Here is a 19,169-nt window from a genome sequence, read left to right on the forward strand (position 1 = left end):
CGCGAGGCTCGGTGCTCTTGCTCCCTCTCCCGCTTGCGGGAGAGGGCAGGGGTGAGGGCCAGCGGCCGTCGCACGCCGCTGATCGGCTAACCTTGCCGGATGTTTCCGACCGGCGACCCCTCTTCCGACCCGACCCTGCCTGCTGCGCTCGACGGCCTGCCGCTGAGCGAGCTGCTCGAGCGCGCGCGTCTCGCGCAGCAGCAGGCGCGGCTCGACGACGGCGTCGCGCTGGCCGATGCGGTCTGGGCCCGCGCCGATGCCGAGGGCTTCATCAACGAGCAGGCCGAGGCCGGCAAGCTGCGCAGCTTCTTCCGGCTGCGCATGGGCGACCTGCCCGGCATGCTCGACGTCGGCGAGCGCGCGTTGCGCCTGATGCGTCCGTTGGGCGCCAGCCCCGCGATGTGCGAACTGCTGCGCTGGATGAGCCTCGCGGCCTGCGAGCTGGGCGCCTACGAGCAAGGACTGGCCTGCGCGCATGAGGCGCTGAAGCTCGCCGGCGAACTCGGCGATCTGCGGCTGCACGCCGTCGCGCTGAACGGTCTTGGCGCCTGCTTCGAACGCATGGGCGACCCCTGGCAGGCCGAGCGCCTGATGAGCGAGGCCGCGGGCCTGCTCCGCACCAACCCCTCGCCGTTCGAGCGCGTCGTCACGCTGACGAATCTGTGCACCGTCGCGATCGGCGCGTACCACCTGCAGCGCGACGGCGCGGCACCGGAGCAGGCGACGCGCACGCTCGAACGCGCGCTCGAACTGGCCCGCGACGCGCGGCCGCATTCGCTGCAGCTCGGTGATCGCTACGGCATCGCGTTGACCGCCTCCAACTTCGGCGAGGTGCTCCTGTTGATGGGGCGTCTCGATGAAGCGGAACCGCTGCTGATCGAGGCCCGCGACGAATGCGCGCGCGCGGGCTTCCGGCTGCTGGACTGGCGCCTGCGCTGCATGCTCGCCGAGCTGCAACTCGCGCGCGGCCAGGCCACCGCCGCCTGGCAGCAGTTGCAGGCCCTGCGCGACGAGACCGAACAGGGCGCGACCGGTAGCGGGCCCACCACGCCCGCAATGCCCACCACGCCCACCGCATCGGGGAACCCGCCGCTGAGCGACGTGCCGCTGTTCCTGCGCGTGCGCCTGCACCAGGCCAGCTACCGGGCCGCGAAGGCCCTCGCGCTGCTGGGGCCCTCGCTGTTCCACCTCGAACAGGCGCGGACGCTGGAGCGCCGCCGCGCGGTCTCGCAGCTGATGGCGCAATCGCAGTACTTCGTCTCGCGGATGGAGGCCGAATTCGCCGCCGACCCGGCCAGCGTCGCCGCGCGCGATGCCGCCGAGTTCAAGGACCCGTTGACGGGCCTGGGCAACCGTCGCTGCCTGGAGGCGCGCCTGCCGCCGCTGCTGCGCACGGCGGAGCAGGAGTCCCGCCCGCTGACCGTCGCCCTGATCGATGCCGACGGCCTGCGCAACATCAACGAGCGCCACGGACACGAGATCGGCGACCGGGTGCTGCAGGAACTCGCCGAACTGCTGCGCGAGAACACGCGCGGGTCCGACCTGCTGCTGCGCTGGAGCGGCGAGGAGTTCCTCGTCGTGTTCCCCGACACCATCGCGGACCGCGGCTTCGAGGTCTGCGAGCGCATCCGTGCCAGCGTCTCGGTGCACCCGTGGAGCGAGCTCGCGCCGGGCCTGGACGTGACGCTGAGCATGGGCCTGGCAAGCGCGCCGCCCTACGCGACCGATCTCCTCATCGCGCGCGCCAACGCCGCCGTCGAACGCGCGAAGCACCTGGGCCGCAACCGCGTCGCCCTGGCTTGACCCGGCTTCTCGCCGAGACCAACGACTTCCCCTGGGGCCGGAATGGGGCTTGGGGTCCCTGGAGGGGCGCCCCATGCCCCGTGGAGAGCCCGCGCTTGGCCCGCGCTTGGCGATTCGAACGAGGCCCGGCCTGAAGACCGCACAAGGTGACAGGTTTTGCCTCAGCCCCTGCTGAGACTGTTTCTACAATGAGAACAGTTCTCATCTGGCGGGTAAAAGCCCACCAATGAACCTCCCGCCAGCCTGATCTTCCGCTCCCTCGCGCCCGGCAACGCCTGTTGCCCGCGTCGCGCGACCCCGGAGCCGATCCCGCAAGCCTTCGTCCTCCACCTCCCTCCCCAGGGCTGGTGCGCTTGCGCGCGCCGGTATGCGGGCTCACGCCTGCTCGATGCTGCTCTTTCCCATGTCACGCTCCTCCCGAACCCCTGTCGCGGCCGCCGTCGCGTTCCTCCTGTCCGCCGGCGCCGCCGTGGCCCAGTCGACGCCGGTGCCTGCCCACGATGCCGATGCGCCGGACGCGCAGGCGGCCGAAGCCGCCGAGGCCGCCGCTGAATCCTCCGGCGAAGGCGCGACCCGCGCCGACCGCCGCCGCGCGCTCGACCGCGTGACCATCAGCGCCGCGCGCAAGAAGCTCGAAGGCGCGAGTACGCGCCTGCCGCTGACCGCGCGCGAGACGCCGCAGTCGATGAGCAGCCTCGACGCGAGCCGCCTCGAGAACGAGACGCTGATCAGCATCAACGACGTGATGCAGAACATCACCGGCGTGAACGTGTCGTTCTATGACACGCAGCGTCCGCTGTACTTCGCGCGCGGCTTCCAGATCACCGACTTCCAGATCGACGGCGTGCCGACCTACAGCGGCGGCACGCAGCAGGAATACGACACGGTCTTCTACTCGCGCATCGACGTCGTGCGCGGCGCCAACGGCCTGACCACCGGCGCCGGCATTCCGTCCGCGACGGTCAACATGATCCGCAAGCGGCCGGAGAAAGTCTTCTCGGCCTACGGCGGGCTGGTGATGGGCTCGGACGACTTCCACCGCGTCGAGGCCGACCTCAACACGCCGATCACCCGCGACGGCCGCGTGCGTGCGCGCCTGATCGCCTCGGCGCAGGAGAAGGACGGCTACCGCGACCGCCACAGCGAGACCAAGACCGCCTTCATGGCGACGGTCGAGGCGGACCTGACGGACAGCACGACGCTGACGCTCGGCTACCAGGACCAGAACAACGTGCCCAAGGGCCCCATCTGGGGCACGATCCCGCGCTTCGCCTCGGACGGCTCGCTGGCCGGCCTGCCGCGCGAGACCAGCTTCTCGCCACCATGGACGCGCTGGTCGCGCCACAACGGCACGGCCTACGCGCAGCTCGAGCAGAAGCTGGCCGGCGACTGGACCTTGAAGGCCATCGCCAACCACAGCGAGGGCAACACCTTCAGTTTGCGGACCTATGCCAGCGGCTATCCGGATCCGAAGACCGGCGCGGGGCTCAAGCTGCTGGCCGCCGTCGGCAAGAGCTGGGAGAAGCGCGACAGCCTCGACCTCTACGCTTCGGGCACGCTCGACCTGTTCGGGCGCAAGCACGACCTGGTGATCGGCGCCAACGGCGTGAAGACGACGACGACCACGCCGACGCTGACCTCGGTCGCCTCGTGGAGCTACAACATCCCCGACATCCGCACCTGGGACGGCAACGCGCCGGCGCCGACCTTCAGCGCCACCGGCGCGAAGCGCGTCGCCGAGACCGAGCAGAGCGGCGTCTTCGCGATGGGTCGCTGGAAGCTCCTGGAGCCGCTGTCGCTGATCACCGGGGCGCGGCTGAGCTACTGGAAGACCGGCACCGACGCGTTCAACGCGGCCGGCAACTTCACGGCCCGGACCGGCGCGTACAAGGTCACCGACGAGGTGTCGCCGTACTTCGGCGTCGTCTACGACATCAACGACGCGGTCTCGCTCTACGCGAGCTACACCGACCTGTTCAAGCCGCAGAACAACAAGGACAAGAACGACAACCTGCTCGCGCCTGTCCGTGGCAGCAACACGGAGTTCGGCCTCAAGGGCGAGTTCCTGGACAAGCGGCTGGCGGTGTCCGCGGCGGTCTTCGAGGCCAAGCAGGACAACTATGCGGTGAAGGACACCTCGGTCCCCGATGGCTCGCTGCCGGACGGCAGCAATGCCTTCATCGGCGTGAACGGCACGAAGACCAAGGGCTTCGAGCTGGATGTCTCCGGCCAGCTTGCACCGGGCTGGACCTTGAACGCGGGCTACGCCAACACGCGCATCACGCGCCACCCGTCCGACCTGATCTATGCCAACCTGCCCAAGCACACGCTGCAGCTGAACACGAGCTACCGGCTCGGCGGCGGCTGGGAACGGTTGACGGTCGGCGGCGGCTTGAACTACCAGAGCACGGTCACGGGCTTCGGCATCCCGCATCCGACGCTGGTCGCGACGACGGTCACGCAAGGCGCCTTCGTGCTGCTGAACCTGCATGCGAACTACCAGCTGAACGACCACTTCAGCCTGGGCCTGTCGGTCCGCAATGCGCTCGACAAGACCTACTGGGCCAACCTCGACTATCCCAACTACGGGGATCCGCGCAGCGTGATGCTGAGCGTGCGCGGCCGGTTCTGACGCGGTGCGCCACCGGGGCGCCGGGCCGCACCGCTCCGGCGGAAAGGTTCAGCGCGCAGGCTTCGGCACCGGCTCCAGCTCCACCGCCTGCACGACGTTGCGGCCCTGTCCCTTCGCACGGTAGAGCGCCTGATCGGCGCGCTTGAGCACTTCCGCGGCGCTGGCGTCCTCGGGGGCGGACTCGGCGATGCCGAAGCTCGCCGTCAGTGGCCAGGCCTGACCCTCCCACGTGAACGGATGTTCCGCGAGCAACGACCGCATCCGCTCCGCCACCAGCGCCGCACCGGCGATGCCGGTATCGGGCAGCAGCACGCAGAACTCCTCGCCGCCCAGGCGGGCGAAGCGGTCCACCTCGCGCAGGCAGGGGCGCAGCAGCGCCACCAGCGACTTCAGCGCCGCGTCGCCGGCCGGGTGGCCGAGCGTGTCGTTCAAGCGCTTGAACCGGTCCAGGTCCAGCAGCACCAGCGCGTAACCGTGACCGCGCATCAGACGGGAGTGCTCGAGGTCCACCGCCTCGGACAAGGCCCGGCGGTTGAGGGCGTCGGTGAGCGGGTCGCGCTCGGTCAGGCGGCGGATCTCCAGCACCAGCTTCATCAGCAGCAGGAAGGCGATCCAGCCGTTGATCAGCAGCGCCAGCACCAGCGAGGCCCACAGCCACGCGAGGTTGAAGGCGCTGGCCACGTCGATGTCCTCGGTGCGGCCCGGCGCGAGCGCCGCCTCCAGCGGGCGCGAGAGCAGCAGGAGACCGACGACCACCAGCGGCGATGCCAGCAGCAGCGCCGCGCGCACGTGGAGCCCGCGCGCGCGCATCAGCCGCCAGGCATCGACGGCCGCCAGCAGCGCGAGCACGCACATCGTGCCGAAGAGGATCAGCTTGTGCGGCAGCGTTTCCGGACCGTGCGTGAAGAGCGCGGTGAGCAGGCCGACGCCGATGATCACGAACAGCGTGGCGCGCCAGGGCGCCGGCCGGTCGCCGACCAGCGGGACCGTCACGCGGATGAAGCCGAAGGCGGCCACCGACAGGAAGTCCGACCAGCCATAGGTCATCCGCGGCACCAGGCCGAGCGCGTCGTGCAGCAGGAAGGACGCGCCGAGCGCCCCGTTCGCGGCGGCGACGCTCGCGCAGGCCCAGGGCGACTCGCGCAGGCCGACGGCCATCATCAGCCACACCGCCGCCGCGACGCCGAACAGCACCACCAGCGCGGCGATCAGCGAGACCGGATCGGCGACGGGCAACATCAGGCGAACTCCGCTTCGCCGGCGGCGCTGAGCACGCGGTTGCGTCCGCGCGCCTTGGCCGCGTACATGGCCGCGTCGGCCCTCGACAGCGCGCCGTGGCCGTTGGCGTCGCCCGACCGCATCGTCGCCACGCCGAAGCTCGCACTGATCGGCCAGATCTTGTCGCCCCAGGCCAGCGGCTGCCGCTGCAGCAGGTCACGCAGCCGCTCGGCGACCAGCAACGCGCCGTCGAGGTCGGTGTCGGGCAGCAGCACCGCGAACTCCTCGCCGCCCAGGCGGCCGATGCAGTCCGCATCGCGCAGCGTCTCGCCGAGCACGGCCGACAGGTGCTGCAGCGCGGCGTCGCCGCCGGCATGGCCGAGTTCGTCGTTGATGCGCTTGAAGTGGTCGACGTCCAGCACCAGCACGGCGTTGCGCCGGCCCCGGTCGGTCCGCGCCTGCATGCGGACGAGGTGCTCCTCCAGGGCGCGGCGGTTGAGCAGGCCGGTCAGCGCGTCGCGCCGCATCAGATGGCGCACCCGCGCGATCAGGCGCTGGATGACGAGTGCGATCAGCCCGGTGGCCATGGTCACGTCCACGACGAGGATCAGCAGGACCAGCGGCACGTTGGTGCCAGGTCCCGCCAGGACGTACGCCGGAGGAAGCCAGCCGAGCAAGGTCGCCGTACGCCAGATGCAGACGATGGCGAAGGCGACGAAGGGCAGGACCAGGACGCTGGTCAGCGCGATGCGGAAGCCCGTGCCGATGGCCACGTCGCGCGCGGCCATCAATGCCAGCACGCCGACGATGAAGTTGGAGAAGGCGCGGGCCCGGTCGGGATCCGGATCGCCGGCGGTGCAGGCGACGGCGACGACGCCGAGCAGCACGATGGCGATGATGTCGCGGGCGTTGTCGCGATCCCGCGTGAGGGCGCGGGCGCCCGCGGTGAGGAAGCCGGCGGCGACGAGGTCCAGCGGCAGCCCGACCAGCCGCTCCATCGAGGCCGGCAGCGCGGGCCACCAGCTCAAGGCGAGCAGGCCGTGATGGGCGGAGATCCGCCGCGACGCGCGCGGCGCGATGCGCAGCACATCACCGAGCGCGAGCCAGACGACACACGCGACGGCGTCGATCACGGCGATCACCATCAGCAGCGTGGCGGCGTCGAGCGGCGGCATGCGGACCATCATCGCAAAGCGATGTCGCGCGCACAATCGCGTGCATGACGAATGATGTCCCTGACTCGGAGGGGGCCGGCGGCCTCGCCGCGACGACCCGCGAGGCCGATCGCCCGGCGACGACGGCCGCCTCGCCCGCCCCGATCACGCTGATCACCGGCGCCGGCCGCGGCATCGGTGCGGCGACCGCGCTGCTGCTGGCGGCGCGCGGTCATGACCTCGCCCTCAATTACCGGCAGGATGCCGCCGCCGCCGAAGCCATCGCGGACCGCGTGCGCGCGCTGGGACGGCGGGCGGTGACCATCCGCGCCGACGTCGCCGATCCCGCGCAGGTCGCGGCGATGTTCGCGGACATCGATGCGCGGCTCGGCCGGCTCACCGGACTGGTGAACAACGCCGGCATGGTGGGCCGCAAGGCCTCGCTGCCGGACCTCACGCCGGAGCGCCTTCGACGCGTCTTCGAGGTCAACGTCTTCGGGCTGATCTACTGCACGCAGCAAGCCGCCGCGCGGATGAGCACCGCGCATGGCGGACCCGGCGGTGCGATCGTGAACCTGTCGTCGCGCGCGGCGCAGCGCGGATCGGCGAACCTCTACGCCGACTACGCCGCCAGCAAGGGCGCAGTGGACACGCTGACCCTGAGCCTGGGGCATGAGTTGATCGGGCAGGGCATCCGCGTCAACGGCATTCGCCCCGGCATCATCGAGACCGACATCCATGCCGACAGCCTCCCTGCGGAGGAGCTCCCCGCGCTGCTGGCGGAGGCGGCAAAGGGCATTCCCATCGGCCGGCTCGGCCGCGCGGAGGAGATCGCCGAAGCGATCGCCTGGCTGATGTCCGACGCCGCGAGCTTCACCGTCGGCGCCACGCTGGACGTGGCGGGCGGGCGCTGAGGCCGGCTGCACCGCCTCGCCGCCGCAGCCCGGACAGCGAGCCGGGCGCTGAGCGCGCGTGACGCCCGGCGGCGCTCAGCGCCGTTCGACCAGGATCGGCGTCAGCGCCATCGAGGTCCGGACGCGGTCCGCGGCGGCGCGGGCGTCCTCGCGGCTCGCGAACGGGCCGGCCTGCAGCCGGTGCAGGTTCTTGTCCTTGAAGATCGTCAGCATCGGTGCGAGCTCCTCCATGCCGCGGGTGAAGCGCTCGCGCAGCTGCTCGGCGCCTTCCATGCGCGAGAACGCGCCGAACTGCAGCCAGTAGCCCTGTGCAGCGGCGGTGATCTTCAGCGCGGGCACCGGCGCTTGCGGGTCGGTCGCGGCGATCACGCCGGCCGTGGCGGCCGCCATCGCGTCGGCCTTGGACTGGCCCGATGGCGGCAGATCGCTGCCGGGCGGCAGGGCCGTGATGGGAATCGGCGTCATGCCCGCGTCCGCCATTCCTGAGGGGGCCGTCGAGGGCGACGCGGAAGGCGTCGACGACGTCGCGGGCCGGTCCGCCTTGGCCATCGGCGGGATCACCGGCGTCGGCAGCGGCACCTGTGCCGGGACCGGCGTGACGGCCGGACGCATCTGCGCGGTGGTCGTCAGGTCGGGCGCGCCGCTCGGCGTGGCGGCGGCGTAGACGGGGGTGTCGGGGGCGACCTTCGGATCGGGCGACAGCGTGTCGCGGTCGCGCGTCCACGCGCCGGTGCGGATGTCCTCGTAGGTGATGCGCTCGATCTCCACCGGCGCCACGCCGTTGAGCACGTCCAGCTTGAGCGCGGCGGTGTAGCTCAGGTCGATGATGCGGCCCTTGTGGAAGGGGCCGCGGTCGTTGATGCGCACGATGATCTCGCGGCCGTTCTTCGGGTTGCGCACGCGGGCGTAGCTCGGGATCGGGATGGTCGCGTGCGCGGCGGTCATCGCGTACATGTTGTAGATCTCGCCGCTGGAGGTCGGCTTGCCGTGGAACTTGCGGCCGTACCAGGACGCGAGGCCCTTCTGCACCAGCGGCTTGTCCTCGGCGATCGGCTCGTAGCGTTCGCCGAGCACCTCATACGGCTTGTTGGGGCCGCCCTTGCGGATGGATTCCAGCTTGGGCACGGCATCCGGGACCTTCTTGAGGTCGGGCGGGACGACGGCGTCGGGGCCGTCCCGGTCGGGCCAGGAGGACACCTTGGAGCCGCCGGACGAGGAACGGTTGGAGGAGGGGCCAGGGCTGGCGCAGGCGGCCAGGATCAGGGCACACGTCAGGACGGTCAGGCGCTGACCGGCGGGGCGGGCTTCAAACATGGCCGCAACCCTAGCAATGCGGCGCGGATTTGCCAAGGTTATGCTGCGCGCACCCTTCTTCCCTTTCATGATCGTTTCGATCGTTACGTCCGCACCGTCATGAGCACCTACATCTTCTCCCCAGCGCCGCAGGCCGCCGTGGCCGTGCGCGGCACCGACGCGCGTTACGCCGTCAGCCGCATCTTCTGCGTCGGCCGCAACTACGCCGCCCACGCCCGCGAGATGGGCAGCGATCCGGATCGCGAGCCGCCGTTCTACTTCACCAAGCCGGCCAGCGCGCTGGCGCCGTCGGGCGGCACCATCCCCTACGCGCCGGGGACGAAGAACCTGCACTATGAGATGGAGCTGGTCGTCGCGATCGGCAAGCCGGTGTTCAAGGCGACGCCCGAGCAGGCCGGCGACGCGGTCTGGGGCTACGCCGCCGGACTGGACATGACGCGCCGTGACCTGCAGAACGAGGCCAAGGCCATCGGCCGGCCCTGGGACCTGGGCAAGGGTTTCGAGCATTCGGCGGTGATCACCGAGCTGGTGCCGCGTTCAGAGCAGGGCGACCTGACGAAGGGCGCGATCACGCTGTCGGTGAACGGCGTGGAGAAGCAGCGCGGCGACCTGTCGGACATGATCTGGAGCATTCCGGAGCTGGTCGCCAACCTGTCGCAGTTCTACCACCTGGAGCCGGGCGACCTGATCTACACGGGCACGCCGGAAGGTGTCGGTCCGGTGAAGCCGGGCGACAAGATCACCGGCGTGATCGAAGGCTTCGGTGAACTGTCGATCACGATCGGCGAGGCCGAGTAAACCCGTTCAACGAGCAACTTCAACGAGCGTAAGGCAGAGACCCGCGACGATGTTCGACCACAACGAGACCCTGGACGAGGCCCGCGCGCGCAACATCCGCGATGCGCTGTTCGAGGACATCGGCGTCAGCGACTGGACCGCGCGGCTGGTGCCGGCGGGCCGGCGCGTGACGGCGCATGTCCGCGTGCGCGAAGCGGCGGTGCTGTGCGGCCGCGACTGGTTCGAGGGCGTGTTCCTCGCGCTGGACGGGTCGTCGCGGATCGAGTGGTCGTATGAAGAGGGCGCCGACATGGCGCCCGACACGGTGGTCTGCCGCATCGAGGCCGAAGGCCGGTCGCTGCTGTCGGCCGAGCGGCCGGCGCTGAACTTCCTGCAGCTGCTGTCGGGCACGGCGACGACGACGCGGGCGCATGCGCGCGCGATCGAGGGCGCGAGCCCGAATCCGCGCGGTTGCGCGGTGCTGGATACGCGCAAGACGCTGCCCGGCCTGCGGCTGGCGCAGAAGTACGCGGTGCGCGTGGGCGGCGGGGCGAATCAACGCCTGGCCCTCTACGACGGGATCCTGATCAAGGAGAACCACATCGCCGCGGCCGGCGGCGTCACGCAGGCGCTGCAGCAGGCGCAGGCGCTGGAGGCCGGCGTGTCCATCCAGGTCGAGGTCGAGACCATCGAGCAGCTGCGCGAGGCCTTGAAGGCCGGCGCGGTCAGCGTGCTGCTGGACAACTTCAGCGAGCCGATGATGCGCGAGGCGGTGGCGATCGCCGGGGGTCAGGCCTTGCTGGAAGTCTCCGGCGGCGTGGCCATCGACCAGCTGCGCTGGATCGCGGCCACGGGCGTCGACCGCATCTCGGTCGGACGCCTGACCAAGGACGCGAGGGCGGTTGACTACTCGATGCGGGTCGACGGCTGACGCTGACTTCGATATCAGCGACTCCTGCAATTCGGCGCCATATTCGGCGCCGAAGTTCTTTCAGACACTGGCTGTCTTCCCAACCGAAGGAGACAGTATTGATTGAAGCTTGCAACGATGAGCACGTGCCCAATGCGAATCCGGGCGCGCTCCGCGACATCCTGAGCCGCTGGCCGGCCAGCATGGCGATGCTGGTGCTCAATGAGGTCGAGTGCCGTCTGCGGCTGATGGCCGAGCTTCGCGGCAAGCTCGACGTGGTGGGTGTCGATGAAGTCCACGAACTGCAGCCGCTCTTCGCGCACGGGTTGTGGATGTTCGGCCCGGAGTTCGAGTCAGCTGAATTTACGGCGAACCTCGGCATGACGCGAGTGATCCGGAAATTCCTCAAGGATCCGATGGCAGTCGGCTCCCGGAATCGTCCTGATTTCGTGGTTCTACCCGATAGCAGCATCGGGCTCTATGCCTGCCCGTCCTTTGGCGGCTCGCATGAGGTCGACGGCATCAAGCATCTCGCAATCATTGAACTGAAGACGACCGGCACGGAGATCGGGGATACCGAGCGGTCGCAGGTGTTGAAGTACGTGAAGGAGCTTCGGAACCGCGGATGCTTCAAGGCGCACACGAAGATCGATTGCTATGTTCTTGGAGAAGACATCGAACGCGGGGAAGAGGAGGCCTGGAGTAGTGGGCCCCAGACCACTGTCACGCTGATGCGTTACGACACTCTTCTCGAGAGGGCGGAGAGTCGACTGCTGAATCTCTACGAGAAGATCAAGCACGCGCCATTCCTGATGGACCAGGCGGAACGATCCGAAGAAGACCAGGGTCTTCGCCGGCCTGCGATGAACGACATCGAGGCCGCGTGGCCGCATTGACGGCCAGGCAGGCACTGCGACAGTGCCCGCCACACCAAGCTTGTGCGCAACGGCGGTGCGTGGGTGTCGTTCTGGCTTGCATACAAGACAGACGAGCCTGGGAAGGCAGGGTGGACCCGCGCTGGCACGGAAGCTGCAAAGCCCCGTGCATGGGCATCACCGCCACCGACATCAGCCAGCGCATCATCGATGCCGTGCTCGCGCAGAAGCTGGCGCCGGGCACGCGCCTCGGCGAGCAGCAACTCGCGCTGCTCTTCGACTGCAGCCGCACCATCGTCCGTGAGGCGCTGACCCGACTCGCCGCGCGCGGCATCGTGACCGTCAGCGCGCGCCGCGGCTGGTACCTCATCGCGCCTTCCCGCGACGAAGCCCGTGAAGCCTTCGAGGCGCGCCGCGTCATCGAGCTCGGCCTGCTGCGCGGCCGACGCCCGCTCGACAAACCCGCGCTCACGCGTTTGAAGAAACACCTCGCGCAGGAGAAGGCCGCCCTGCGCGGCGACGACATCGGCGCGCGCAGCTTCCTGCTCGGCGACTTCCACGTCTGCTTGGCCGAGTGCCTCGGCAACAGCCTGCTCGCCGACACGCTGCGCGACTACACCGCGCGCACCACGCTGATCGCGATGCTCTACCAGTCGTCCCACGACGCCGCGCAGTCCTGCCAGGAGCACGTCGCCATCGTCGCCGCGCTGGAACAGGGCGACGCCGTCCGCGCCGAGGCGCTGATGGCCGAACACCTCGCCAGCGTGCAGGCCGGGCTGCAGCTGGAGACGCAGACCGACGACCCGCTGCATCACCTGCGCCAGGCGCTCTCGCCGTTGGCGTCGAGCGCCTCCGCATCGCCTTCCGTCCCATCGTCTTCCGCTCCGCCGGCGCGCCGCTCGCGCGCTCGCGCGGCGACGGCCGACGCTTCCGATTCCGCCCCCGCCCCCTACCTAGGAGCCTTGTTATGAGCCACGCCGTCCGTCCCTCCGTCCGCGCTGTCCTGCCGCGTCGCCTGCTGCTGGCGGCGGGTCTCGGCCTCGGCCTGGGCGTCCTGTCGCTGGGCGCGCGGGCGCAGACCGCGCTGGACACCATCACCAAGTCCAAGACCATCAAGATCGCGATCCCGACCGACTACCCGCCCTACGGCTTCGTCGGTCCCGACATGAAGCCGCAAGGCCTGGACGTCGCGATGGCCGAGCTGATCGCCGCCAAGCTCGGCGTGAAGGTCGAGCTGGTGCCGGTCACCAGCGCCAACCGCATTCCGTACCTGCAGACGAAGAAGGCCGACCTCGTCATCTCCACGCTCGGCAAGAACCCGGAGCGCGAGAAGGTCATCTCGTTCAGCTCGGCCTACGCGCCGTTCTATCAAGCGGTCTTCGCGCCCAAGAGCCTGGCGATCAAGAGCTTCGCCGACCTCGCCGGCAAGACCGTCGCGGTGACGCGCGGCGCGATGGAGGATCAGGAGCTCGCCAAGGTCGCGCCGACGACGCTGGAGTTCAAGCGCTTCGAGGACAACAACGCGACCATCGCCGCGTTCGCCGCCGGCCAGACGCAGGTGGTCGCCACCAGCGCCGCCGTCGCCGGCAACCTGATGCAGCGCCAGCCCGGCCTGAACATCGAATACAAGCTGCTGCTCAAGGACAGCCCGTGCTTCATCGGCGTGGCCAAGGGCGAGGACGCGCTCCTCGCCAAGATCAACGCGATCGTCGCCGCCGCGAAGCAGGGCGGGGAACTCGAAGCGCTTTCCAAGAAGTGGCTGGGCCGCGGCGCGGGCGAGCTGCCGCTCTGAGCGGCGATCTCGCAGCACGACGGCATTGATCGCGCTTAGCAGGCACTCCGGGAGCCGCCCATGATCGAGTTCGACTTCGGCGCCGTCCTCGCCGAATGGCCGCTGCTGCTGCGCGGCCTCGCGTGGACGGTCGGGCTGACGGTGATCGCCGTGCCGCTCGGCCTGTTGATCGCGACGCTGGGCGCGTGGGCGCGCGCCTGCGGGTCGACGGCGCTGCGGCGCGGCGTCGGCGTCTACGTCGAGCTGCTGCGCAACACGCCCTTCATCGTGCAGCTGTTCTTCGTGTTCTTCGGCCTGCCGGCGCTGGGCGTGAAGCTGTCGCCGGAGGCCGCCTCGCTGATCGCGATGACGCTCAACCTCGGCGCCTACGGCACCGAGATCCTGCGCGCCGGCATCCAGGCCGCGCCCAAGGGCCAGTGGGAGGCGGCGCAAAGCCTGGCCCTCGGTCCGACGCAGGTCTTCACGCGCGTGATCCTGCCGCCGGCCTTCAAGCGCGTGTGGCCCGCGATGACCAGCCAGATCGTCATCGTGATGCTCGGCACGGCGGTGTGCGGCCAGATCTCCACCGAGGAACTGAGCTACGCCGCCAACCTGATCCACAGCCGCAACTTCCGCGCCTTCGAAGCGACCTTCGTCGCGCTGGCGATCTACCTGGCGCTGTCGCTGATCACACGACGGCTCCTGCTCTGGGCGGGACCGAAGTGGTTCTTCGGCGGCGGGAGGCGCTCATGATCGAGTTCACCCTCTGGGACATCCTGCGCAACCTCGCGCTCGCCTTGCGCTGGACGGTCGCGTTGTCGCTGATCGCCTTCATCGGTGGCGGCCTGGTCGGAGGAACGCTGCTCTGCCTGCGCATCGGCCTGGGTCGCAAGACGCAGCGCGTGATCGGCGCCTACGTCGCGATCTTCCAGGGGACGCCGCTGCTGATGCAGCTGTTCCTCGCCTACTTCGGCGTGTCGCTGCTGGGCATCGACGTCTCGGCGTGGACGGCGGCCTCGCTGGCGTTGACGCTCTACACGAGTGCCTATCTGGTCGAGATCTGGCGCGGTTGCGTCGAGGCCGTGCCGCGCGGCCAGTGGGAAGCCGCGCGCAGCCTGGCGATGAGCTTCGGCGAGCAGCTGCGGCATGTGATCCTGCCGCAGGCGGCACGCCTGGCGATCGCCCCCACGGTCGGATTCCTGGTGCAGGTCATCAAGGGGACGGCGCTGGCCTCGGTGATCGGCTTCGTGGAGCTGACCAAGGCCGGCGGGATGATCGCCAACGCGAGCTTCAAGCCTTTCCTGGTCTTCGGCTGCGTGGCGCTGTTCTATTTCGTGCTGTGCTTCCCCGTGAGCCTGGCCGCCCAACACCTCGAAAGGAAGCAGCATGGCCGCACTGCCTGACAAGCTGGTCGATCACGTGATCGACCATCCGATCGACGACATGAACCCGCCGATGACCATGCCCGCGCCCCGCGTGCCGATCGTGCGCATCACCGCGTTGCGCAAGTCCTACGGGACGAACGAGGTGCTCAAGGGCATCGACCTGGACGTGATGCGCGGCGAGGTGATCGCGCTGATCGGCAAGAGCGGCTCGGGCAAGAGCACGCTGCTGCGTTGCATCAACGGGCTGGAGCAGTTCCAGGACGGATCGCTGCGCGTGGCCGACAAGCCGTTGTTGCACGACAGCGCGATGGCGATGCGCGCGCTGCGGCAGCAGGTCGGGATGATCTTCCAGAGCTTCAACCTGTTCCCGCACCTGAGCGTCGGACGCAACGTGATGCTGGCGCCGACGCTGGTGAAGCGGCGCTCCGAACGGGACGCCGCCGAGCAGGCGCGCGCGCTGCTGGCGCGGGTCGGTCTGGCGGAGAAGTTCGACGCCATGCCTGATCAGCTCTCCGGCGGACAGCAGCAGCGCGTGGCGATCGCGCGGGCGCTGGCGATGGAACCGCAGGTGCTGCTGTGCGACGAGATCACCTCGGCGCTCGATCCGGAGCTGGTCGGCGAGGTGCTGCGCGTCGTCGAGTCGCTGGCCGACGAAGGCATGACGCTGCTGATGGTCACGCACGAGATGAACTTCGCGCGCAAGGTCGCGGATCGGGTGATCTTCATGCATCAGGGGCGCGTCCATGAGATCGGCACGCCGGCCGATGTGTTCGGCTCGCCGAGGACGCCGGAGTTGAAGCAGTTCCTGAAGTCGCTGGATGACTGATGGCAGGGGCCGGGGTGCGGCCTAGACTGGCCGCGCACGCCGAGGAGCCCCGCCATGCCCGACCGCCGCTCGATCCTCCGATCCACACTTGCGCTGACCGCCAGTGCGTTGGGCACGGCTGCCACGACGTCGTCGCAAGCCGCGGAGCAATCCGCCGCTGGCGACGGCAATCCTGTGCGCAATGCCGAAGTCGCCTTCGCCGCCACGATGGCGAAGCGGGACTTCAAGGCCTTCGCCGAGTTCGTCGCCGAAGATGCGGTCTTCATCGACGGCAAGCAGCCGCTGCGCGGCCGGGCCGCCGTGCTGGCGCACTGGAAACGCTTTTTCGATGGCCCCGAAGCGCCGTTCTCCTGGGCGCCCGATCTCGTTGAAATGCTGCCGGACGGCAAGCTCGGGTACTCCACCGGCCCGGTGCACGTGAAGGACAAGCTGGTCGCGCGCTTCGCATCGACGTGGCGGCTCGATGCGGACGGTCGCTGGCGCGTCGTCTTCGACAACGGCAGCGAAGTCTGCGACTGCAAGCCGGCGCGTTAGCATCGCTCTCCACGGAAGCGGCGTGTCGACCGCGCGCCGTGACAGGGAGTCACCCATGAGATTCGGATCCGGAGCCCGCCGTCTGGCGGGGACGTTGCTGGCCGTCTGCGCGATGGTCGCTGGGGCTGTCCATGCCGAAGGTCTGACGCAGGGTGATCTCGCGCCCGAGCGGCTCGGTCGAACCCTGGGCGGCGACGAACTGAGCCTGGCCACCCATCGCGGCCAGATCGTGGTGGTCACCTTCTGGGCGACCTGGTGCCCGTACTGCCTGAAGGAACTGCCGCAGCTCGAGAGCCTGCAGAACGTCGCCAAGGGGCGGCTGCGGGTGATCGCGGTGAACACCGAGGACAGGAAGGTCTTCCGCCGCGTGGCCGGCATCATGAAGGACTTCAAGCTCCTGCTCGTCAGCGACGCCGACAAGAGCGCTCAGAAAGCCTATGGCGTGAACGCGCTGCCGCACCTGTTCATCATCGACCGCGACGGTCGCATCGCCGCGATGCACCGTGGTTACGGCGAGGACTCGCTGGAGCGGATCCTTGAGGAGATCAATGCGCAACTCGCGAAGCCGGTTCCGCCGTCGTCCGAGGGCGGCGCGGGCACTTCCGGACCGTCCGCGCCATGAGCCGATTCAATGGCATCGCCCGCACCTTGGGTGCCGTGGTGGCGGGAACGCTCGCCGCGTCCTTGGCCTTGGCGCAAGGCACGTCAGAGGAGTCCGCCGCCGCCGAGGCGCCCGTGCCCCGGATCCTTCCGGAACACCAGACGCGCTACAGCGCCGCCATGACCCTCGTTGGCGCGGGCAAGAAGGAAGAAGGACTCGCCCAGCTCCAGACGCTCAGCGAGGAGTTGCGAGCCGAGCTTGCCGAGCCGGGCGTCGACTACTTCTGCCATCGCGGCAATGACGCGGAGATGGCCCGCTTCGTCGCCTTGAAGGCGATGGGAAACGCCGAGCGGGTGCGCATCGTCGTGATGGATGACCTGCCGTGCAACGTGCTGTTCAGCCAAGCCTATCAGCTGGTGGAGTTGAAACGGTTGCCCGAGGCCCGGGAAGTGCTTGAACAGCTGCTGCCAATGGCGCCCTGCAACTCGAGCTACAAGAGCGAGCTCGCCCATGTCCTGTCGCTGATCGGCCAGCCGCTGCGATCCCTGGCGCTCTACCGCGAGGCGGAGGTCAATGCGGAGTTCGATGACCAGGACGAACAGGCCCACCGACGCGCCGTCGCACTGCGCGGTCAAGGCTACGCCCTGGTGGAACTCGGTCGCTGGGACGAGGCGGAAGCTGCCTACCGGAAGTCCCTGACCCATGAACCGGACAGTCAGCTCGCGAAGGGGGAGTTGACCTTCATCCGCGATCAGCGCCCGAAGGCGGCGGCTTCGCAGAAGCCGTCCTGATCCGATTCGACCGGAACGGTCGGCCCCGTCCGCTCAAGCGAACCAGTCGTCGTCCGGCAGTTGCTCGAACACCCGCTTCAAGCCGCCGCCCCAGCCCTGGCTGATCGTCTTGAAATACGGATCGTCCTTGGTGATCCGGTGCGGCTCGGCCGGCGCGAAGCTGTCGGTCTTGTAGAGCAGCATGTCGATCGGCAGGCCCACCGACAGGTTGCTGCGGATCGTCGAGTCGAACGAGATCAGCGCGCACTTGGTGGCCTCGGCCAGCGAGCTGTCGAAGTCGATGACGCGGTCGATGATGGGCTTGCCGTACTTGGACTCGCCGATCTGCACGTAGGGCGTGTCTTCCGTGGCCTCGATGAAGTTGCCTTGCGGATAGACGTGGAAGACGCGCGGCGCCTCGCCCCGGATCTGTCCGCCGACGATGAAGTTGGCACCGAAGTCCACGCCCTGGTTCAACTGGCCGACGCCGTCGCTGTCGCGCGCCACGACTTCCTTCAAGGTCTTGCCCACCAGTTCCGCGACGTCGTACATCGACGTCAGGCTCATCAGGTGGCGGCCGTTGACGGTCGCGCGCTGGCGCAGCAGGCTGACCACGCTCTGCGTGGTCGCCAGATTGCCGGCGGTGAGCAGCGTGACGAGGCGCTCGCCCGGCTGCTCGAACAGGTTCATCTTGCGGAACGTGGCGATGTGATCCACGCCCGCGTTCGTGCGGGAGTCCGACGCAAACAGCAGGCCGGCGCGCAGCCGCATGGCAACACAGTAAGTCATGGACGGAAGGTTAGCGCATCAGGCTTGCAGCGCGCCGTCGTGGTGCGCGCTCATTGCTGGTCGGACGTGCCGGGCTTCACGAGCACTTCCGCCCGCATCGTCTCCATGCCGCCGCCGGTCCGGACACCGCGCACGGGGCAGGCGTCCAGGTAGTCCGCCCCGGTCGCCAGCTTCACGTAACGCCCGTCCGCCAGACACTGGTTGCTGATGTCGTAACCGAGCCAGCCGCCGGCCATGCCGTGCGCCGGGGCGGCGCCGTCGGCCGGGGGCAGGCGGACCTCCGCCCAGGCGTGGCTCGCCACATGCTCGAAGTCCGTCGCGAGGTACCCCGACACGTAACGCGCCGGCAGCCCCAGCAATCGTGCGCAGCAGACGAAGACCTGCGCATGGTCCTGGCAGACGCCGTGACCCGTTTCGAAGGCCTCCGCCGCGGGTGTCGCCGCGTCGGTGTAGCCCCGCACGTACGGCATGCGTTCGCCGATGGCCGCCATCAGCGCGAGCAGCGCGCCGTGCGCGTCGGCCTTCGCCGCGTCCGAGAATCCAGCGGCGAACTGCCGCAGCTGGTCGTCCGCGCGCGTCAACGGGCTGTCGCGCAGGAACAGCGGGGAGGGCAGTTCTTCTTCCGGATCCGGCGTGGGCGGCGCATCGTCCGTGTCGACCTCGCCGACCGCGCGCAGCACGATGTCGCGCCGCGGGCCGTCCAGGCTCAGCACATGCATCGTGTTGCCGAACGCGTCCTTGCAGGCGCTCGCGGGCGAGGGCAGCTCCAGCGCCCAGTGCAGCACGCGCAGACCGCGCGTGGGCCGCGGCGTCAGCCGCAGGTACTGCGTGCTGCGCGCCACTGGGGAATCGTAGGCGTAGACGGTCTCGTGCGAGATGTGCAGATGCATGGCCCG

The 19,169-nt window shown here is 69.3% G+C and carries 19 protein-coding genes; 14 read left to right on the forward strand and 5 right to left on the reverse strand.

What is annotated here, in order from left to right; translation table 11 throughout:
- Nucleotides 1-99: 99 nt before the first annotated feature.
- Both ACQ859_RS03030 and ACQ859_RS03035 read left to right on the forward strand, forming a co-directional pair.
- Nucleotides 100-1,803 (forward strand): diguanylate cyclase domain-containing protein, encoded by a 1,704-nt coding sequence (locus ACQ859_RS03030; RefSeq protein ID WP_431264557.1) that lies wholly within the window; start codon nucleotides 100-102, stop codon nucleotides 1,801-1,803.
- A gap of 403 nt (nucleotides 1,804-2,206) precedes the next feature.
- The gene (locus ACQ859_RS03035; protein ID WP_431264558.1) at nucleotides 2,207-4,435 is read left to right on the forward strand and encodes a TonB-dependent siderophore receptor; all 2,229 of its coding nucleotides are present in this window, start codon (nucleotides 2,207-2,209) and stop codon (nucleotides 4,433-4,435) included.
- A gap of 48 nt (nucleotides 4,436-4,483) precedes the next feature.
- On the opposite strand, the gene ACQ859_RS03040 is transcribed toward ACQ859_RS03035, so the two are convergent.
- Together ACQ859_RS03040 and ACQ859_RS03045 are read right to left on the reverse strand one after the other, a co-directional pair.
- Nucleotides 4,484-5,674 carry a GGDEF domain-containing protein gene (locus ACQ859_RS03040; protein WP_431264559.1) on the reverse strand — a complete coding sequence of 397 codons (1,191 nt, stop codon included), beginning with the start codon at nucleotides 5,672-5,674 and terminating at the stop codon, nucleotides 4,484-4,486.
- Nucleotides 5,674-6,828, reverse strand: a complete 1,155-nt coding sequence (locus ACQ859_RS03045) for a diguanylate cyclase (RefSeq protein ID WP_431264560.1) — start codon at nucleotides 6,826-6,828, stop codon at nucleotides 5,674-5,676. The genes ACQ859_RS03040 and ACQ859_RS03045 overlap by 1 nt, the downstream gene beginning before the upstream one ends.
- Nucleotides 6,829-6,872: 44 nt before the next feature.
- On the opposite strand from ACQ859_RS03045, the gene ACQ859_RS03050 reads away from it, so the two are divergent.
- Nucleotides 6,873-7,721: an SDR family oxidoreductase gene (locus ACQ859_RS03050; RefSeq protein WP_431264561.1), complete on the forward strand. Its 849-nt coding sequence runs from the start codon at nucleotides 6,873-6,875 to the stop codon at nucleotides 7,719-7,721.
- A gap of 75 nt (nucleotides 7,722-7,796) precedes the next feature.
- On the opposite strand, the gene ACQ859_RS03055 is transcribed toward ACQ859_RS03050, so the two are convergent.
- Entirely contained in the window at nucleotides 7,797-9,035 is a 1,239-nt protein-coding gene (locus ACQ859_RS03055) for a septal ring lytic transglycosylase RlpA family protein (RefSeq protein WP_431264562.1), read from the reverse strand.
- 99 nt (nucleotides 9,036-9,134) lie between these two features.
- Here ACQ859_RS03055 and ACQ859_RS03060 point away from each other — a divergent pair, with 99 nt between their 5' ends.
- The 11 genes from ACQ859_RS03060 (at nucleotide 9,135) to ACQ859_RS03110 (ending at nucleotide 17,505) form a co-directional block, all read left to right on the forward strand.
- Nucleotides 9,135-9,833: a fumarylacetoacetate hydrolase family protein gene (locus ACQ859_RS03060; RefSeq protein WP_331615536.1), complete on the forward strand. Its 699-nt coding sequence runs from the start codon at nucleotides 9,135-9,137 to the stop codon at nucleotides 9,831-9,833.
- Between the two features lie 49 nt (nucleotides 9,834-9,882).
- The gene (gene nadC, locus ACQ859_RS03065; protein ID WP_431264563.1) at nucleotides 9,883-10,743 is read left to right on the forward strand and encodes a carboxylating nicotinate-nucleotide diphosphorylase; all 861 of its coding nucleotides are present in this window, start codon (nucleotides 9,883-9,885) and stop codon (nucleotides 10,741-10,743) included.
- A 98-nt stretch (nucleotides 10,744-10,841) separates the two neighbouring features.
- A complete protein-coding gene (locus tag ACQ859_RS03070; protein WP_431264564.1) occupies nucleotides 10,842-11,618 on the forward strand; it encodes a hypothetical protein in 777 nt (258 codons plus the stop codon).
- A gap of 149 nt (nucleotides 11,619-11,767) precedes the next feature.
- The gene (locus ACQ859_RS03075; protein ID WP_431264565.1) at nucleotides 11,768-12,568 is read left to right on the forward strand and encodes a GntR family transcriptional regulator; all 801 of its coding nucleotides are present in this window, start codon (nucleotides 11,768-11,770) and stop codon (nucleotides 12,566-12,568) included.
- Nucleotides 12,565-13,389: a transporter substrate-binding domain-containing protein gene (locus ACQ859_RS03080; RefSeq protein WP_431264566.1), complete on the forward strand. Its 825-nt coding sequence runs from the start codon at nucleotides 12,565-12,567 to the stop codon at nucleotides 13,387-13,389. Before ACQ859_RS03075 ends, ACQ859_RS03080 begins: the two co-directional genes overlap by 4 nt.
- A gap of 60 nt (nucleotides 13,390-13,449) precedes the next feature.
- Nucleotides 13,450-14,121, forward strand: a complete 672-nt coding sequence (locus ACQ859_RS03085; protein WP_431259795.1) for an amino acid ABC transporter permease — start codon at nucleotides 13,450-13,452, stop codon at nucleotides 14,119-14,121.
- Nucleotides 14,118-14,771, forward strand: coding sequence for an amino acid ABC transporter permease (locus ACQ859_RS03090; RefSeq protein WP_431264567.1), 654 nt, complete (start codon nucleotides 14,118-14,120; stop codon nucleotides 14,769-14,771). Before ACQ859_RS03085 ends, ACQ859_RS03090 begins: the two co-directional genes overlap by 4 nt.
- A gap of 40 nt (nucleotides 14,772-14,811) precedes the next feature.
- Entirely contained in the window at nucleotides 14,812-15,579 is a 768-nt protein-coding gene (locus ACQ859_RS03095; RefSeq protein ID WP_431266450.1) for an amino acid ABC transporter ATP-binding protein, read from the forward strand.
- A 54-nt stretch (nucleotides 15,580-15,633) separates the two neighbouring features.
- Entirely contained in the window at nucleotides 15,634-16,113 is a 480-nt protein-coding gene (locus ACQ859_RS03100; RefSeq protein WP_431264568.1) for a YybH family protein, read from the forward strand.
- Between the two features lie 55 nt (nucleotides 16,114-16,168).
- Nucleotides 16,169-16,735: a TlpA family protein disulfide reductase gene (locus tag ACQ859_RS03105; RefSeq protein WP_431264569.1), complete on the forward strand. Its 567-nt coding sequence runs from the start codon at nucleotides 16,169-16,171 to the stop codon at nucleotides 16,733-16,735.
- Nucleotides 16,732-17,505 carry a tetratricopeptide repeat protein gene (locus ACQ859_RS03110; RefSeq protein WP_431264570.1) on the forward strand — a complete coding sequence of 258 codons (774 nt, stop codon included), beginning with the start codon at nucleotides 16,732-16,734 and terminating at the stop codon, nucleotides 17,503-17,505. The genes ACQ859_RS03105 and ACQ859_RS03110 overlap by 4 nt, the downstream gene beginning before the upstream one ends.
- Nucleotides 17,506-17,538: 33 nt before the next feature.
- Here ACQ859_RS03110 and ACQ859_RS03115 read toward each other — a convergent pair whose 3' ends face one another.
- Both ACQ859_RS03115 and ACQ859_RS03120 read right to left on the reverse strand, forming a co-directional pair.
- Nucleotides 17,539-18,273: a peptidase gene (locus ACQ859_RS03115; RefSeq protein WP_421035557.1), complete on the reverse strand. Its 735-nt coding sequence runs from the start codon at nucleotides 18,271-18,273 to the stop codon at nucleotides 17,539-17,541.
- A 50-nt stretch (nucleotides 18,274-18,323) separates the two neighbouring features.
- Nucleotides 18,324-19,163 carry a transglutaminase family protein gene (locus ACQ859_RS03120; RefSeq protein WP_431264571.1) on the reverse strand — a complete coding sequence of 280 codons (840 nt, stop codon included), beginning with the start codon at nucleotides 19,161-19,163 and terminating at the stop codon, nucleotides 18,324-18,326.
- Nucleotides 19,164-19,169 lie beyond the last annotated feature (6 nt).

Origin of the sequence: Roseateles chitinivorans (genome assembly GCF_050632235.1) — a bacterium.
Classification (GTDB): Bacteria; Pseudomonadota; Gammaproteobacteria; order Burkholderiales; family Burkholderiaceae_C; genus Roseateles; species Roseateles chitinivorans_A.

Coding starts and splice junctions, on each gene's coding strand:
- ACQ859_RS03080 (WP_431264566.1), top strand. CDS start 12,565: ATGAGCCACGCCGTCCGTCCCTCCGTCCGCGCTGTCCTGCCGCGTCGC.
- ACQ859_RS03050 (WP_431264561.1), top strand. CDS start 6,873: ATGACGAATGATGTCCCTGACTCGGAGGGGGCCGGCGGCCTCGCCGCG.
- ACQ859_RS03115 (WP_421035557.1), bottom strand. CDS start 18,273: ATGACTTACTGTGTTGCCATGCGGCTGCGCGCCGGCCTGCTGTTTGCG.
- ACQ859_RS03120 (WP_431264571.1), bottom strand. CDS start 19,163: ATGCATCTGCACATCTCGCACGAGACCGTCTACGCCTACGATTCCCCA.
- ACQ859_RS03055 (WP_431264562.1), bottom strand. CDS start 9,035: ATGTTTGAAGCCCGCCCCGCCGGTCAGCGCCTGACCGTCCTGACGTGT.
- ACQ859_RS03075 (WP_431264565.1), top strand. CDS start 11,768: ATGGGCATCACCGCCACCGACATCAGCCAGCGCATCATCGATGCCGTG.
- ACQ859_RS03045 (WP_431264560.1), bottom strand. CDS start 6,828: ATGCCGCCGCTCGACGCCGCCACGCTGCTGATGGTGATCGCCGTGATC.
- ACQ859_RS03105 (WP_431264569.1), top strand. CDS start 16,169: ATGAGATTCGGATCCGGAGCCCGCCGTCTGGCGGGGACGTTGCTGGCC.
- nadC (WP_431264563.1), top strand. CDS start 9,883: ATGTTCGACCACAACGAGACCCTGGACGAGGCCCGCGCGCGCAACATC.
- ACQ859_RS03095 (WP_431266450.1), top strand. CDS start 14,812: ATGAACCCGCCGATGACCATGCCCGCGCCCCGCGTGCCGATCGTGCGC.
- ACQ859_RS03110 (WP_431264570.1), top strand. CDS start 16,732: ATGAGCCGATTCAATGGCATCGCCCGCACCTTGGGTGCCGTGGTGGCG.
- ACQ859_RS03030 (WP_431264557.1), top strand. CDS start 100: ATGTTTCCGACCGGCGACCCCTCTTCCGACCCGACCCTGCCTGCTGCG.
- ACQ859_RS03040 (WP_431264559.1), bottom strand. CDS start 5,674: ATGTTGCCCGTCGCCGATCCGGTCTCGCTGATCGCCGCGCTGGTGGTG.
- ACQ859_RS03085 (WP_431259795.1), top strand. CDS start 13,450: ATGATCGAGTTCGACTTCGGCGCCGTCCTCGCCGAATGGCCGCTGCTG.
- ACQ859_RS03060 (WP_331615536.1), top strand. CDS start 9,135: ATGAGCACCTACATCTTCTCCCCAGCGCCGCAGGCCGCCGTGGCCGTG.
- ACQ859_RS03035 (WP_431264558.1), top strand. CDS start 2,207: ATGTCACGCTCCTCCCGAACCCCTGTCGCGGCCGCCGTCGCGTTCCTC.
- ACQ859_RS03090 (WP_431264567.1), top strand. CDS start 14,118: ATGATCGAGTTCACCCTCTGGGACATCCTGCGCAACCTCGCGCTCGCC.
- ACQ859_RS03100 (WP_431264568.1), top strand. CDS start 15,634: ATGCCCGACCGCCGCTCGATCCTCCGATCCACACTTGCGCTGACCGCC.